Source organism: Enterococcus mediterraneensis, from assembly GCF_900604485.1.
Classification (GTDB): domain Bacteria; phylum Bacillota; class Bacilli; order Lactobacillales; family Enterococcaceae; genus Enterococcus_C; species Enterococcus_C mediterraneensis.
In genome coordinates, this window is the sequence record NZ_UWOP01000001.1 from 1,999,735 (window position 1) to 2,015,563 (window position 15,829).

The 15,829-nt window shown below is 40.9% G+C and carries 16 protein-coding genes; all 16 read left to right on the forward strand.

Features of this window, described 5'->3' with window-relative positions; all coding sequences use genetic code 11:
- Positions 1-237: 237 nt before the first annotated feature.
- The 16 genes from EFB00_RS09815 (at position 238) to EFB00_RS09890 (ending at position 15,596) form a co-directional block, all read left to right on the forward strand.
- On the forward strand, positions 238-2,364 hold the full coding sequence (locus EFB00_RS09815; RefSeq protein ID WP_122646636.1) for a glycoside hydrolase family 3 C-terminal domain-containing protein: 2,127 nt from the start codon (positions 238-240) through the stop codon (positions 2,362-2,364).
- 12 nt (positions 2,365-2,376) lie between these two features.
- Positions 2,377-3,477 (forward strand): family 8 glycosyl hydrolase, encoded by a 1,101-nt coding sequence (locus EFB00_RS09820; protein WP_010747593.1) that lies wholly within the window; start codon positions 2,377-2,379, stop codon positions 3,475-3,477.
- 364 nt (positions 3,478-3,841) lie between these two features.
- Positions 3,842-4,735: a GDSL-type esterase/lipase family protein gene (locus tag EFB00_RS09825; protein WP_164709459.1), complete on the forward strand. Its 894-nt coding sequence runs from the start codon at positions 3,842-3,844 to the stop codon at positions 4,733-4,735.
- A gap of 21 nt (positions 4,736-4,756) precedes the next feature.
- Complete coding sequence (locus EFB00_RS09830; RefSeq protein WP_122646638.1) at positions 4,757-5,656, forward strand: alpha/beta hydrolase; 900 nt, start codon at positions 4,757-4,759, stop codon at positions 5,654-5,656.
- Between the two features lie 17 nt (positions 5,657-5,673).
- Positions 5,674-7,212 carry a glycoside hydrolase family 43 protein gene (locus tag EFB00_RS09835; RefSeq protein ID WP_096742315.1) on the forward strand — a complete coding sequence of 513 codons (1,539 nt, stop codon included), beginning with the start codon at positions 5,674-5,676 and terminating at the stop codon, positions 7,210-7,212.
- 478 nt (positions 7,213-7,690) lie between these two features.
- Positions 7,691-8,929 carry an IS21 family transposase gene (istA, locus tag EFB00_RS09840; RefSeq protein ID WP_122646639.1) on the forward strand — a complete coding sequence of 413 codons (1,239 nt, stop codon included), beginning with the start codon at positions 7,691-7,693 and terminating at the stop codon, positions 8,927-8,929.
- Positions 8,919-9,659, forward strand: a complete 741-nt coding sequence (gene istB, locus EFB00_RS09845) for an IS21-like element helper ATPase IstB (protein ID WP_122646640.1) — start codon at positions 8,919-8,921, stop codon at positions 9,657-9,659. Before istA ends, istB begins: the two co-directional genes overlap by 11 nt.
- A gap of 59 nt (positions 9,660-9,718) precedes the next feature.
- Positions 9,719-10,444 carry a hypothetical protein gene (locus tag EFB00_RS09850; protein ID WP_122646641.1) on the forward strand — a complete coding sequence of 242 codons (726 nt, stop codon included), beginning with the start codon at positions 9,719-9,721 and terminating at the stop codon, positions 10,442-10,444.
- A gap of 14 nt (positions 10,445-10,458) precedes the next feature.
- On the forward strand, positions 10,459-11,037 hold the full coding sequence (locus EFB00_RS09855) for a hypothetical protein (protein WP_122646642.1): 579 nt from the start codon (positions 10,459-10,461) through the stop codon (positions 11,035-11,037).
- 210 nt (positions 11,038-11,247) lie between these two features.
- The gene (locus tag EFB00_RS09860) at positions 11,248-11,676 is read left to right on the forward strand and encodes an RNA polymerase sigma factor (protein WP_122646643.1); all 429 of its coding nucleotides are present in this window, start codon (positions 11,248-11,250) and stop codon (positions 11,674-11,676) included.
- The gene (locus EFB00_RS09865) at positions 11,663-11,905 is read left to right on the forward strand and encodes a helix-turn-helix domain-containing protein (protein ID WP_002335627.1); all 243 of its coding nucleotides are present in this window, start codon (positions 11,663-11,665) and stop codon (positions 11,903-11,905) included. The genes EFB00_RS09860 and EFB00_RS09865 overlap by 14 nt, the downstream gene beginning before the upstream one ends.
- A gap of 260 nt (positions 11,906-12,165) precedes the next feature.
- Complete coding sequence (locus tag EFB00_RS09870) at positions 12,166-12,363, forward strand: hypothetical protein (RefSeq protein WP_122646644.1); 198 nt, start codon at positions 12,166-12,168, stop codon at positions 12,361-12,363.
- Positions 12,347-12,661, forward strand: a complete 315-nt coding sequence (locus EFB00_RS09875) for a helix-turn-helix domain-containing protein (RefSeq protein ID WP_122646645.1) — start codon at positions 12,347-12,349, stop codon at positions 12,659-12,661. The genes EFB00_RS09870 and EFB00_RS09875 overlap by 17 nt, the downstream gene beginning before the upstream one ends.
- 103 nt (positions 12,662-12,764) lie before the next feature.
- Positions 12,765-13,943 carry a site-specific integrase gene (locus EFB00_RS09880; protein ID WP_122646646.1) on the forward strand — a complete coding sequence of 393 codons (1,179 nt, stop codon included), beginning with the start codon at positions 12,765-12,767 and terminating at the stop codon, positions 13,941-13,943.
- Positions 13,944-14,260: 317 nt separating this feature from the next.
- Positions 14,261-15,001 (forward strand): alpha/beta fold hydrolase, encoded by a 741-nt coding sequence (locus EFB00_RS09885; protein WP_122646647.1) that lies wholly within the window; start codon positions 14,261-14,263, stop codon positions 14,999-15,001.
- A 127-nt stretch (positions 15,002-15,128) separates the two neighbouring features.
- Positions 15,129-15,596 (forward strand): GAF domain-containing protein, encoded by a 468-nt coding sequence (locus EFB00_RS09890; RefSeq protein WP_122646648.1) that lies wholly within the window; start codon positions 15,129-15,131, stop codon positions 15,594-15,596.
- Positions 15,597-15,829: the final 233 nt, after the last annotated feature.

Here is a 15,829-nt window from a genome sequence, read left to right on the forward strand (position 1 = left end):
AAACACGGGAATATTCGAGCTAAATACATTGTAATGCCACTGTTTCCAGAAGCTGTCCGGTAAATCCTACAGGCTGTAGCAGCAATGCCAATTTAGTTCGGATATTTTTCTTGCAGAAACGACTACTCTTCTTGTTTGATCAGCTGCATGATTTTGTAGTATATCCCAGTTGATCGTAGCAGAGTATTGTCGGATTGTTTCTTATTGTAAAGTTGAAAGAATGTTGGAGGAAAAAACATGATTACCCATTCAGAGGCAAAAGTTGAAGCACAAAAAATTGTGGCACAAATGACCATAGACGAAAAAATTGGTCAAATCAATTTCCGCGCCCCAGCCATCCAACGCTTGGGCATTACGGATTATAACTATTGGAATGAAGCCCTTCATGGCGTGGCGCGGGCGGGGGTTGCCACCGTCTTTCCGCAAGCGATTGGCTTAGCAGCAATCTTTGATGATCAGTTGATGGAAGAAATTGCTGGGGTGATTGCTGAAGAAGGCCGTGCAAAATACAACCAGTACCACGCAGAAGGAGACAATGATATCTACAAAGGGTTGACATATTGGTCGCCTAATATCAACATTTTTCGGGATCCACGTTGGGGTCGCGGGCAAGAGACTTATGGCGAAGATCCTTATTTGACGTCTCGACTTGGTGTGGCTTTTATCAAAGGCTTGCAAGGGGACGGCCCTTATCTGAAATTAGCGGCCTGCGCCAAGCATTTTGCGGTTCATAGTGGACCAGAAGCGGATCGCCATTCTTTCGACGCGGTAGTGAATGATAAAGATTTGTATGAAACTTATCTACCTGCTTTTGAAGCTGCTGTAAAAGAAGCCGATGTGGAAAGTTTCATGGGAGCCTACAATGCAGTAAACGGGATTCCAGCATGTGTGCACCCCGAATTGTTACAAGATATTTTACGTGGTAAATGGGCGTTTGAAGGGCATGTTGTCTCAGACTTTGGCGCTTTGGAAGATGTTCATGAGCACCATCACTATACTGAAAATGCGGCGCAAACCATGGCCTTGGCGATGAAGATTGGTTGCAATCTATGTGCAGGGAATGTTTCTGATAGCTTGCATCAAGCGTTAGCAGAAGGCTTGGTGACAGAAGCAGAAATTACGCAAGCAGTAGTAGAACTTTACACAACTCGCGTTCGTTTGGGCATGTTTGATGAGACCAATCCTTATAATGCTATTCCTTATGAAGCCAATGATAGTAAGGAGCATATGGCACTATCTTTGAAGGCTGCCGAAAAAGCTTTAGTTTTGTTGAAAAATGACGGCATCTTACCGATTAAAAAAGAAAGCGTAAAAAATGTGGCAGTCATTGGCCCAAATGCTCGTAGTATCGAAGCATTGCAAGGCAATTATTTTGGTGTTGCTTCGCGAAATGTGACTTTCTTAGATGGCATTCAAGACTATCTGGAAAATGATGCACGGGTGTATTATGCGCCAGGTTGTCACTTGTTCCAAGAATATGCAGAATCGACCTTGTCTCGTCCTCATGAGCGAGCATCAGAAGCAATCATCGCTGCCAAACATGCTGATACCGTGGTGATGTGCCTTGGTTTGGATCCGACAATCGAAGGAGAACAGGGAGATTCCGGTAATGTCTACGGTTCTGGTGACAAAGAGACGTTGGGCTTGCCGGCAGAACAGATTCGCTTGTTAGATCAAATTTTAGCATTGGATAAACCAGTGATTTTGGTAGTGGCAGCTGGTTCAGCAATTTCTCTGTATGGTCGAGAAGAGCATCCAAATCTTCATGCCATCCTTCATGCTTGGTATCCTGGTAGCCAGGGTGGAAAAGCGTTAGCGAAAGTCTTGTTTGGCGAAATTAGCCCAAGTGGTAAATTACCAGTGACATTCTATCGGACCACTGACAATCTACCGGATTTCAAAGATTACGGCATGAAAAATCGGACTTATCGTTACTTGGAGGAAAGTCCCTTGTATCCATTTGGTTACGGTTTGACGTATGGCCAAATTGCTTTGGCTGATCTGCAAGTAGAGACGCAAGAAAAAGACTACTTGATCAAGGGAACCATTACCAATACCAGCGATTGCGCTATGGAAGAAGTACTACAAGTTTACGGTAAAACCGATTCGAAACATGAAACGTTAAATGGTAAACTCGTGGCCTATAAACGGGTAGCATTGGCACCCGGAGAAACAAAAACGGTGACGGTACCTGTTGCCAAAATCAATCTTACTGTGGTTAATGAAGCGGGGGAACGATTATTTGATGGCGAACAAATTACCTTTACGTTAGGGACAACCGCGCCATGTTCACGGGCTCAAGAATTAGGCCAACCGGCACCACTTGTGGCAACAGTCCCACTTGTGGAAACCGTAGTAATTTAGTAGGAGAAACGGATGAAAACATATACGAATCTTTTTAAAACATATGGTTATGATGAAAATGAAATCCAAGACCGTTTAACGCAAATCTGGGAAGAAATTTTTGTCGGACCGGATAAGGTTTATTTTGAAACAGCAGATGCAGGTTATCTAGTGGATACCGGAAACGATGATGTACGGACAGAGGGCATGAGTTACGGCATGTTGATGGCGGTTCAGTACGACAAAAAGGAAGTCTTTGACCGGCTTTGGCGCTGGGTGATGACTTATATGTATATGGATAGCGGGGAACATGCCCATTATTTCGCTTGGTCGGTCGCTCCTTCTGGTCAGAAAAATGCTTATGGACCCGCTCCGGATGGGGAAGAATTCTTTGCCTTGGCGCTGTTTTTTGCAGCCAATCGCTGGGGGGATGGAGAAGGGATATTCAATTACTCTCATCATGCCCGAGAATTGTTGAACTATTGTATTCATAAAGGGACTGAATTTCCTGGCATGCCTATGTGGAACAATGAAAATAAATTAATCAAGTTCATCCCAGAAGTAGAATTTACCGATCCTTCTTATCATGTACCGCATTTTTATGAACAATTTGCTCTTTATACAGAACCTAGCGACCGGCCGTTTTGGAAAGAGGCGGCGAGGGCTAGTCGAAGGTATTTGAAAAAGGCCATTCATCCAGAAACTGGGTTGAATCCAGAATACAGTTGGTACGATGGCAGTCCACAATTGGAAAGTGAACATCCGCATTTCTTTAGTGATGCCTATCGGACAGCCATGAATGTGGCGCTTGATATGCAGTGGTATGGTGAAGATGTTGTACTCAAAGATCGGTTGGCTCATTTGCAACAATTTTTTCATGCACTACCAGCTGGGGCAGAAAATTACATTTATACTGTGGAAGGGGAAAATACTGGAGAAGAAATCTTACATCCAGTAGGCTTGCTAGCAACCTTAGCCGCGGCCTCCCTTGCAAATCCTGAAACAGAAATCGCCCGAGAATTTGTGACACGTTTCTGGCAAACGCCCCTTCGTAAAGGCGTGCGCCGATATTATGATAATTTTTTGTATGCTTTTGCCTTTATGGCTTTGAGTGGTAACTATCGTATTTACTAATTTTTTGACTGGTCAGCAGAGGTATTGAGGAAAATCTCAGACTAGGCTGACCAGTTTTTTACATAGGGAATTTCATTTAGGAGGAATAAATGGTGTGTGGCAACGAATTTGGGAATATCAGGAACAGGATTACCGCAGTGCTCCTTGCGAGATTGAACAACAAGTACAAGTAGTGCGAATTCGGTTAAATCATTATGGGGATCAATGGCGTGTATTGTTTTCTAACCTTTATGGTAGAGGGCCGTTAGTGTTTGATAAGGTGACTGCACAGGTGAAATCGGCAGAGCTCATTGCACGCACACCGGTAGTTCCCCTGACTCTTCATGGAAAGTCGGAAATACAGCTAGCCCCTGGTTGTGAGCAGTTGGCAAGTGATCCTATTTTATTATCAGCTGCACCAGGAGAAGTGTTAGAAATCACTACTTATCTAGCCAAACCGGTGCAACTGACTAGTTTTCTAGTGAGTTATGCTCGTTTGCAACAGGAAGTGCTGAATTATCGTTGGGTTGAGAATTTCTGGACCCATCCCTTGGATAATTATCAGCTCTTTCAAAATGCGTTGTGGAATCCACGAATGTACGTTATCTATGGTATTTCGGGCCTACAATTGCAAGGAAACAGTCAGACCCTGATAGCTTTTGGGGATTCGTTGACACAACAGGGATTTTGGACGGATCATTTCAAACAGCGCCTGGTGACAGAGGGCTTTTCACAAGTGGCACTCGTAAATCGTGGCATTGGGGGAAACCGGGTATTGCTAGATACAGATGCTACAGCCGATGACTTTAGCCGTCATGGGCGAGCTGGGGTGAAGCGGTTTTTGTCAGACGTTTTTGCGGATGGGCCAGTTAGTGGCTTGATCCTTTTTCATGGTATTAATGATTGTTTGACGATTGGCGAGAGACCTGTCGCTGAGGGATTAGCCGAATTAACCGCGGCTTTTCGGTTTATGATTGAGGAAGCCCATTTGCGGCAAGTACCAGTGATTGGAGTGACACTTCTTCCTTTTAATCAATCAGCCTTTTACAGTGAAAAGGCCGAAAGTTTGCGTCAAGGATTGAATCATTGGCTGCGTAATAAAGCGCCAATTGAGGCACTATGGGACTTTGATCAAGTCGCCGGAGATCCTCAAGATTCTCAAAAACTCTACCAATTATTTTATAGTGGCGACGGGTTGCATATTTCCAGTGTAGGTGGGAATCATTTGGCGGCTGCGGTTGATTTCCAGCAGTTGGCTACGTTACTTGGTATTGATTAAGCGAAAAATGGAGGGGTTCAAATGAAAGTCTTTACTACGTTACTATATGACAACAAACCCAATGTATCCTATACAAGTTATCTTCATGAAGGCTCAGAGGAAATTGATAAAGACCGGCAATTTCCGGCCATGATTATTTGTGGTGGGGGAGCATATCTAGGGATTTCTGATCGCGAAAAAGAACCGGTGGCCTTGCATTATCTGCAAGCCGGTTTTCAAGTCTTTGTATTGGATTATCAAACAGAAGCCACTGGTAATGCGCAATATCCGAATCCACTTTTAGATTTGGCGATGTTGATGAAACAAATTCGCCTGCAAGGGGAAACGTGGCAGATTGATAACGATAAAATTGCCATTATCGGCTTTTCAGCAGGAGCCAATCTTTGTGCTCAATTAGCAACCCATTGGCACAATCGTTGGCTAGCAGAAGGGGTTGGAACCGGCGATAATCAGCTTCTGAAACCCAATGCTGTTATTCTCGCTTATCCGTTATTGGACTTCATTGTCCAAGAAAAATATGCCAATCTAGATCCTCGGATTGACCTAAGTCTCAGCTATACCGATACCACGAAGCGAGATTTTATGCATCATGCCAATAAAGTCTTTTTAGGCAAAGAGTATACAGAAAATCGGATGAAAGAGGCGAGCCCTTATTATTTCTTATCAGGAAAAACACCGCCTACATTCCTTTGGACAACAGCCCAAGATGATCTTGTCTACCCGCAACAATGTTTGCGTTATGCTAATAAAATGATGGAACTAGGTGTGCCAGTAGAGTTGCATTTATTTGAAGAAGGGCAGCATGGCCTCTCGTTGGGAACCTACCAAGCATCTGGTGATCCCGCGTTGCAAAATGCTGATGTCGCTCAGTGGCAAAATTTAGCTTTACGTTTTTTACACCGGCGTTTCGGTGAATTTTAAAAGAATGAGGAAAACAGATGAAGAAAAGCCTTGAAACAATTCAGAATCCGATTATTCCCTTGGATTATCCAGATCCAGACGTCATTCGGGTGGAAGATACGTATTATATGGTCACCACTACGATGCACTTTATGCCTGGCTGTGAAATTTTACGTTCTTACGATTTATTGCACTGGGAACATGCGGCATTTGTCTATGAGCGCTTGGATAGTACGGCAGGCCAGCGCTTAGCAGAGGGGAAAGACAGTTATGGCAAAGGAATGTGGGCGGCCTGTTTACGATATCATGAAGGACGTTTTTATGTCTTTTTTGTCGCCAATGATACCGGCTTGACCTATTGTTATACTGCTGAAAAAATTGAGGGACCTTGGGATAAGAAAATCATTGAAGGTTTCTATCATGATTGTTCCGTGTTGTTTGAAAAGGAACGTGTTTTTATCGTCTATGGAAACAGTAATGTCTGGTTGACGGAATTGAAACCCGATCTCAGTGGCCCGAAAGCTGGGGGCATCCATCGTGTGATTGTCTCAGAAAAAAATCCTCGGTTAGGCTATGAAGGAGCTCATTTTTATCAAATCAATGGCAAGTATTACATTTTCTTGATTCACTCAGATCCAAAGGTTTGGCGACGGATTGAGGCTTGCTTTGTGGCGGAGGATTTGGAAGGTGAATTTGTCGGCGGTGATGTCTTTAATGATGATAACGGGTATTGCAATCAAGGCATTGCCCAAGGTGGTATCGTGGATACGCCAAAGGGAGACTGGTACGCGATCTTGTTTCAAGATTATGGTGCAGTAGGACGGTTACCCATACTTTTACCAGTAACTTGGCAAGACGATTTTCCAGTTTTTGGTGAAGAAGAAAAGACGCCACAGCAATTTTTTATTACCGACAATCGACCGGAATATGTGTATTCGCCTCTTGTAGGGAGTGATGATTTTAAAACGTTAGCCAAAACGCCTTACCGACTAAAACCGCAATGGCAATTTAATCACGAACCGGATTTGTCTGGCTTCTTATTGGATCCAAAACGTGGCTGTGTGGAATTAACGACGACACGGCTTGCACAATCTGTGACAACGACGCCTAACGTCTTAACACAGCGGATGCGCTATCCAAAATGTGCAGCCACCGTGACAATCGATGGGACAAAAATGAAAGATGGGGATTGTGCCGGATTAGCTGCCTTTCAATCCGCTTATGGTTTTATTGGTTTATCCAAAGAGGAAGGCCAGTATTATCTTGTCATGGAGACCCGTGAACTAGATGATTCCAGTTTGCAAGCAATGCCTAAAGAGGCAACTAACGGTAAATCCACTCGTATTTTGTGGGAAAGTGGAAAAGTCACGCTAAAGGTAGCCGCTGATTTTCATGAAATGACGGATTTGACCCGGTTTTATTACCAAAACGAAGGGACTTTTTTGCAATTAGGAGAGGCACATCCGGTGGCATTTAAAATGGATCATTTTAGCGGCTGTCGTTTCGGGCTATTTATCTATAATAGGAAAACCATTGGAGGCACCGCGTCGTTTCAGTCTTTTGATTACCAAGTTTAAGAAGCGGGATTTGTTAGAAAAGCTCTAGGCCAATTGCTGTTTTGGTGGAAATATGTTATACTGTGTCTTACACGAAAGATATTGTTACGCGAGAAATACAAGGATATTTTTAAGAAATTTGATCCAACTGGCGCAGCTTCAGGGCTGCAAGGGTGTGTTAGTAGGTTATGGGAACACACTGTTTAAATGAGAAATACTTGATTTTAAGTAATAGTCTGATCCAACTTTAGAGTAAAGATATTGAGTAGTTAGATGGCCTTCTTCCGTTTGGGAGAGGGCCATCGTCCATTTTGGGGATGGCATCATCATAAATGCCGAGTAAAAGAAGCTGATCTGTGTTAGAGAGCAAGGGGGAAAAATAAAGTCCGTCTAGGTGTTAACGGCAACGATAAAATGTAGGAAAATGGCAATTTAAAATTGTTGGTTTTCCTACATTTTTGTATGCTCTTCTTATCCCAAATGAAACGGAGGTTCAGGGATGAGAAAAGATATACGCGAAGGAGTGATGATCTACGTGATCAACGAAATCAAACCGAACTATGCCGCATTAGCCAAACAATATGACTGTGATTATCGAACAGTCAAAAATGCATACGAAGAAGCTAAGGGTGAAACGTCCACACCTACCCCGCGCAAGAAACGTCCAAGCAAGTTGGATCCATATAAAGAAATTATCCAAGACAAAGTCAAGGGGCATTGTAGTGCCTACAGTATCTTCAAATTTATCGAACGCAAAGGATTTGACGGGAGCTACAGCCTAGTAAAAGCTTACTGTCGCGAGTTCAAACAAGAAAAAGTGCAAAAGGCCACCATTCGTGTCGAGCATAACCCGGGACTTTCCGCCCAGGTTGATTGGAAGGAAGATATGCGCTTAATCAGTAATCAAGGAGAAGTTTTTGAATTTAATATCTTCTTATACGTCCTTCCTTACTCGAAGAAAAAATTCATTACTTTAACCTTTGACCGTAAGCAAGATACCCTGTTTGAATGTCTGGATGATGCCTTCTATCACACCGGTGGTGTGCCAAAAGAAATCTGGTTCGACAATATGAAGACGGTGGTTGATCATTCTCGCAGTCAGTTTTCAAAAGCGCATTTCAACGAACGCTTTTATGCCTTCAGTAAAGACGCCAGCTTCACGCCAATTGCCTGTCGTCCCTTTCGACCACAAACAAAAGGATGTGTAGAAGCGTTAGCCAGAACTGTTGATCGACTGAAGGTCTATAACCATGAATTTTATGATACCGTAGAGCTATGTCATCTAGTGAATGACCTATGTTCTGAGTTAAATAGTGAAGTCTCCCAGGCAACGGACCAGACGCCAGATGAGCGTTGGTGGACAAACGAAAAAGAGCACCTACATGAATTACCGAAAAACCTTTTGAATCCTTATTTTGAGGACTTTATTAGCCGTAAAGTCACGAAGGAAGCCATGGTTGTTTTCCGTAAATGCAGGTACTCTGTAGATCCTCGCTATATCGGTAAAGAGGTTGAAATCGAGCTCTCCGACAAGGAAGACCAAGTACAAATTCATTATAACGGAGAACTGATCCGGTCGCATCCCTTAACGAAAAAACAATTGAACTATCATGAGGAGGACTATTTCCAAATCCTAAAGTCAGATGTCATGAGCCATAAAGAGGACGATGACATCAGAGCTTATACTCGCGAAAGTCTAAAACAATATGATTTGGTGGAGATTGCTGATGAAGAATAGCCATTATCAAGAACTGATGACCAACCTAGAAACGCTCGGTTTGAATCACATGCGGGAGTATGTTCCCAATTATATCGAGGTTGCCAATCGAGAGGAGCTTTCCTTGACGGAAGCTCTTCTGGAATTAACGCGAAAGGAAGTCAATCATCAACATAACCAGAAAATGAATCGCGTGATAGAGCGAGCGCGCTTTCCTAAACGGACCAGTCTAGAGGAATTTGATTTTACCTTCCAGCCAAGTATTAATAAACGTGAACTGCTGGATTTAAAGCACATGGGTTTCGTAGAAAAGCATGAGAACCTGGTCTTTATTGGGAGCCCAGGAGTTGGGAAAACGCATCTAACGATTGCCTTAGGAATTGAAGCCTGCCATCAAGGGTACCGGACTTTATTCATCCCTTGTCATGAGCTTCTTTTACGCTTACGAGCTGCCTATGAGAAAGGCACGCTTGAGCGAGTACTAAACCGATATGCACGATATGATGTGTTGATTATTGATGAGATTGGCTATCTACCGATACAAAAACAAGACGCCGATTTGTTCTTCCAGCTTCTGGCCATGCGTTATGAACACCGCTCTACGATTATTACGACAAATATCGTCTTATCTCGATGGGGTGAATTGTTTCAAAGCCCAGAAATCGCGGCAGCGATCCTTGACCGACTGGTTCATCATGTCAAAGTGTTCAAGATTACCGGCAAGTCTTATCGTATGAGAAATAAAATCTAAACTGGCGATTGCCGACAATTCCTATTGCCGAAAACCTACATTTCTAAGTTGCCCTTGACATGGATTATGTCTTTATATATTTTAGTGAACTTCAATTGCATTTTCCTGTCAAAAAAGAAAAATTAATGAAAGAAGCACAATGGCATGATTTGATGGATAGTCTAAAAGAAAAGCAAAATCGTGTAAACACCTTAAAAATACAAAGAAACGATAAAGATCTATCTTATAACTTTCGCTACCTCACAGAAGTCACTACTTCTGATGTATCGGTTTTGCTGATTAAGTTTTGGTGCATTTGCTTTTGTTTAACCATCTATTGGATTGCTTTAGTTGCTTTATTTTTGCCGGTCTTATTACCAGCTGGTCAAAAAGTATTTATCTTATTACTATTGATAATTAATGGTGGATACAGTTGGTTCCTTTCACTGTCGAATAAGAGGAGACGTGATGCATTACTCGGGTCACCGGCTTTGAGTGAACCATTTCCTACATTCCAAATTCAAAATGGTTTCGCTGTTAATCAGTTAAAAGGCAAAGCCGGGAAATTTACTCTGTCAAAAATCAAACTTGTGAATGAACGAGCTGCCAATGTTTTTTCAATGAAACTGGGGAAAATTTATTTTTACGGTATTGATTTCCCCGCGAAACTTTCGTGGGGAGATTCTAGGTGGAAAATCACACATAAAAAGGGATACCTCTTTCATAATAAAAAAATTATTCTGATTAATTGCTTATTGATAATCGTTTATTGTGTAATTTTTCAATTTATTTTGACACTATTTTAAATGGAGGGGTGAACATGAAAAAGGTTTTATTAGGTCTGTTGGCATTATGTTTTTTAGGTGGCTGTTCCACCAAGGCGGAGCCAAAGGAGGTGACCTATGACTGGACGCCACCTTTTGAAGAGGTTCATTGGAGTATGGGGGAAGATGAGGTCCTGGAAAAATTGGATTTGTATGAGGTGGATGCCCAGCGTAAGCAAAATAATGACAAACAGACGGTGTTGTCTTTTGCTACTGCTGTGGATACAGAAGTCGGCATGGCATCTCCGGATTTTATCTTTGAACCGGGCTTTGGCTTGGTTGGAGTGACGCTACATTATCTCCCGACGGAGGAGGAAGCCGTGAAGACTTTGGCAATGTTAGAAGATAACTATGGGAAAAGTGATGATGGTAAGTGGTCCGGGACGAAGCTTGAAGACTTGGGGCTTTCGGAAAGACAGATCACAGCTTTCAAGAAAGAAGACGAGGGAATCCGCGAGGGTGATTCAATTGTTACCATTCTATTAAATCAAAATCACCTAACGGGCAGTTACCAAAAATGTGTATTTGAAGGAAAAGCAGCGGCAATTCTTGAACACATATTACAGGAAAATTAGCTAGATAATCTTCTCAATCTACTTATTGTTGCCATTTAAATTAATGATTTATCATGAGCGTTTTTGTGAGGCGTATAGACAAATTTGTCTGTGCGCTTTTTTTTGGAAAAAATTTTAGTTTTTTCGAAAAATACTCGCTCCCAGATTGTAGTAATAATGGAAAGGGATAGAAGTAAAACGAGTTGAATGAATTTTTAGGAGGAGAATTTTATGGGCGACTCAGAAGAAACCCACATTCGACATGTGTTTGACAGTTTTTGTAAGAAAGTAGTCCGCAACGAAGCAATAAATATTCAAAAAAAATACGCTAGATTTCGCCAACGCCAGATCTCAATGGAAATATTAGAACAAAAAGGGTTAGGGACAAAGTTCAATTATTCGGAACCAAATTTGAATAGTAGTGGTAGTTTTATTGTCCTAGGTATAAAGATCTTTATTTCTAATGAGGAGTTGGCAAATGCAATCGCAGCATTATCTAGTCTAAGACAAGAAATCATTTTGATGTCCTTCTTCATCGGTCTCAATGATAGGGAAATTGGCGATATTATTGGGAAAAGTCTCGGCAGTGTTTGGTACCAACGACAAGTGGCCTTGGAAGAGTTAGGAAAGTATTTGGGTGGCAACTATGAAGCAAAATAAACGATATATACCGTTTATACCAGTAGCTACTATTGAAGCCGCCGTCTCTGGTGATTCAATTGCCATGTCCATCGTTCTGTCAAAATATCAAAATTATATATCACGATTAGCCATGAAACCAGTCTATGAAGAAGAAAAAGGAATGGTTATGTACGTAGATGAATATATGCGTAGACAACTGGAAACGAAATTGATTGAGAAGATACTTGAATTTGACACAACTCGTTAAAGTATTTGTTCCCTTTCCTTTTCATTCTATGGAAGTTTTCTATCAGTTTAAAATAAAGGATTTCCATAAGCTGAAAATAGCCTAACGCTCTTTGACAAGTGAATAGTAAATCTATCAGTACGTGTAGATTGCGATTTTCTAGTTACGCCATGACAAAGTTATTCTTTGAGCGACAAATTTAAATATGAAAATCATAACTACGATAATGATACTTCCGTAACCAAATTGGCCCGCCATAACTGGGGGGAGGTGAAATTCCTATGTGCTTTGGCAAAGCAGCTGATAGATCAGAAAAATTACTATTTTCATATTTCGATTTTTGTTGGCATATTTTTCATGCAAATTCTGTTTTTCTAGTCCGTTTTGATGGGGTACTGGAGTGGTTTTTTACAATTTCAAGGGGTACTGAGGTGGTCGTTTCTAATTTGATAGAGAAGGGTGATGGAGTTGGAAGTTAAAACAAATGTTAATTCTCTGGAAATAGAGTTCTATTCAATTTTACAAAAAAAATTGGAAGATTACACGGAAAAATTGCTTGCAGTTAGTCATTTACCTCTAGTATTAACAAATACTGATTTAAAGCGACTATTTCAGATAAGTGATAGTACACTGAACCGTTTAGTAAAACTTGGTGAGTTTCCTCCATGTTGGTACGGGATTCGAGGACACTATTTTCGTGATGATGTTTTAGAATGGATGAGAAAGAGTGATTCAAATGATTATCGTGAACAGCTTCGTATATTGCGTTCCTTATAATATTTCATTTCTTCTATACTTGCGGTACAATTCGTATATAGAGAATAAGAGATTTTATATTTTTCTGCTTAAGGGGTTCTTCTCTCAAGGGAGGAATCAATAAATGGAAAAAACAGATCGATTCAAGAAGCGAATCAGTTCTACTGGTAGGATCACATGGTACTTTCAAGCGTATCGAACAACAAGACGTGGCTTTAATTCAAAACGTGAGGCACAACTCGCTTATCTTGAAATGGAGAAACAACAAAGGCTTAAGAAAAAAATTGTTGCAAGCAATGACAAATTTAGTGTTGTAGGTGAGCAATGGTTTCAATATTACTGTTCGTTAAATGAGCAAAAGGAAACAACCTATGATAAGCGAGAAGAACAATTAAAAATTATTGATCGATGGATTGGTGATAAAAAATTGTCTGATTTGTCACCAGAGTGCCTTCAAGAACTGCTTTTTACTCTAAAGGAATGTGGCGTTAATGGAACAAATGTGGGCTATGCCAAAAACAGTTTACAATCACTTATTCAAGTTCTGAATATGGTTTTCAAATATTGTCAAAGAAAGAATTTAATAAGTGAAAACCCAATGAAGTCTGTGAGAATGCCAAAATATCAGTTAACGGTAAGTGATTTAAAAGAAGCCGTGAATAATATTGAGGACAAGTTTCTTACTGTCGATGAATTGAGAACTTTTTTGAATTATGGCATTGTTCATGAGGAATTACCGATGTCTGTCCTGTTCCATGTTCTATTTTATACTGGTTGCCGTGTCAGCGAGGCGCTTGCTTTACAGCCTGGAGATATAGATTTCAAAAGAAATGAAATTCTATTCTATAAGCAAACGGCAGTTAAAGGTAAGAGTAAGGAGTTTCGGATTGAAACTACTAAGACAGTTAGCTCTGCTAGACGAGTTCTAGTAACTCCTCTAGTCATGGAAAAACTACAACAGTTGATTAAGGCTTTGGATGAGATGAGGAAACATTACAGGTTTACTATAGAAGAAACATATTTGTTTGTGTATCTTGATTCTAGTAAACGTGGTGTTCCTTATCGTCGAGAGTATGTAAATGATCACGTCAAACGCTGTGTGAATCGCTCAGGAATTAATAAGCCATTTCATACTCATTTAGCTCGTCATACAATGGCAAGCTTAGTAGCGGAACACTGTAGCTGGGAAGTCTTGAAAGGTCGCTTAGGCCATACTGACCAAACAACTTCGAAAATTTATCGACACTTAACGTCAAATGAAAAGGTAAAACCTCTGATTGCTTTTAGTTCTTTAGAGAGTTAAAAAAGCGGAGAAAGCACTGGTATTACAGGATTTTTGAAAAACGATTTTTTAACAAAGTAGTCAATATGTAGTCAGAGGCAACAAAAATCTTTTTATATCAATACTTTAACGACTTTTCACAAGTATCAAAGAAATCCGTCGTTAATCATTCGTTATCGAATGTACGGAAAAGCCCTTGTTTCCAAGGGCTTTTTTCTTTTTGTTTTAAAACTATTATTCCGTCTAATTGTCCAACATTCGAAACTATCAACAGAGCTCTTTCCTTTATCAAAACCCAAATCTATTAGATAATATACGATAAATAGGGAGGGATTTTTGTGAAATTAGCGATCCGCAAACGGCACGTAGGAAATATTCCTGTACTGGAGGTAGTCGATGAGAACGCGATATACGACCCGTTGCCGTTATTGATTTATTATCATGGGTGGCAGACTACTAAAGAGCTTGTGCTGACGCAAGGAAGAAAATTAGCAAGAGCCGGTTTTCGTGTGATTTTGCCGGATGCGGCGAATCACGGAGAAAGAAAGACTCGGGTTTCGGAGATTCCTTCGCTGACTTTTTGGAACAGTATCCAGACAAATCTGTTTGAATTCGGCTATTTGGTGGATTATTTCGAAAATCTTGGTCTTTCTACAGGTGAGATCTATGTAGGCGGAGTTTCGATGGGCGGGATGACGACTTGCGCATTATTGACACAGCATCCGCAGATCAAAGCCGCAGCTTGTGTGATGGGTTCGCCTGCGCCGGTGGCTTATCGGCAGCGTATCACCACTCATGCGGAAGCGGCGGGTTTTTATCTGCCGCCGGATTATGAAAAATTACTTTCTTGGATCGAAGTTTACGATCTATCTTTGCATCCAGAATCATTGGCTCAGCGTCCGCTTTTATTTTGGCACGGAATTTCTGATATAAAAATTCCTATCAAGCAAGTGACGTCTTACGTCGAGAAAAATCCCAATGAACGGATCACACTGATCCAAGAAGACGAGGGACATCTAGTAAAAGGCGCTACGATGGACAGAGTAAGAGACTTCTTTGTGGCGGCTAGAGAAGAGTAGAATCTACCGCCAGTAAGAATGCACACAAAAAAATCCCCATGGTTACCGTTTTGAAGCTGAGATACAGTAAAAACCGCTAGTTTCTTTCACTATTTTAAGCTATAATTCCTAGCAAGAGGTGAAGAACATGAGTCAAGACAAACAAGCAGATTATGAACTGTTATTGATGCAGCAAGAAGGATTACTAGAAGCAGAGCAGGATTGGATCGCGACATTATCCAATTCATCAGCATTATTGAATGGATCATTGAAAGATACAGTATTTGCCGGATATTATCTTTTTAACGGCGAGGAGCTGGTCTTAGGACCATTTCAAGGAAAAGTATCCTGTACGCGTATCAAAATGGGTAAAGGAGTTTGCGGCGAAAGTGCAGAAAAGCGCGAGACAATGATCGTCGGCAATGTTAAAACACATAAAAATTATATTTCCTGCGATTCTGCGGCTATGTCAGAAATCGTAGTTCCTATGATAAAAGATGGACAGCTGATCGGTGTGCTGGATATCGATAGTGGGACAGTAGATACTTATGATGAGGTTGACCGCGAATTCTTAGAGAAATATGTCGACCTATTGCTGGAAAAGACAACGATGTAAAAAAGCTTTCGGACTATTGAAAAATGGTCTGAAAGCTTTTTTATTAAAATTAGAATTTAAAAATGAGTATTTTGCAATAAAAATCTATAAGAAAACGCTTTATTAGTTTTTGTATGAGATAAAAATAGTTTTCTATACTTATATTTAAACAATATAGTCTAATTTTTAGGTAGTAATGAAACTTCCGTAGAAAATTCGGAAAAACGCTAAGTATTCATTGAAACGCATAGGAT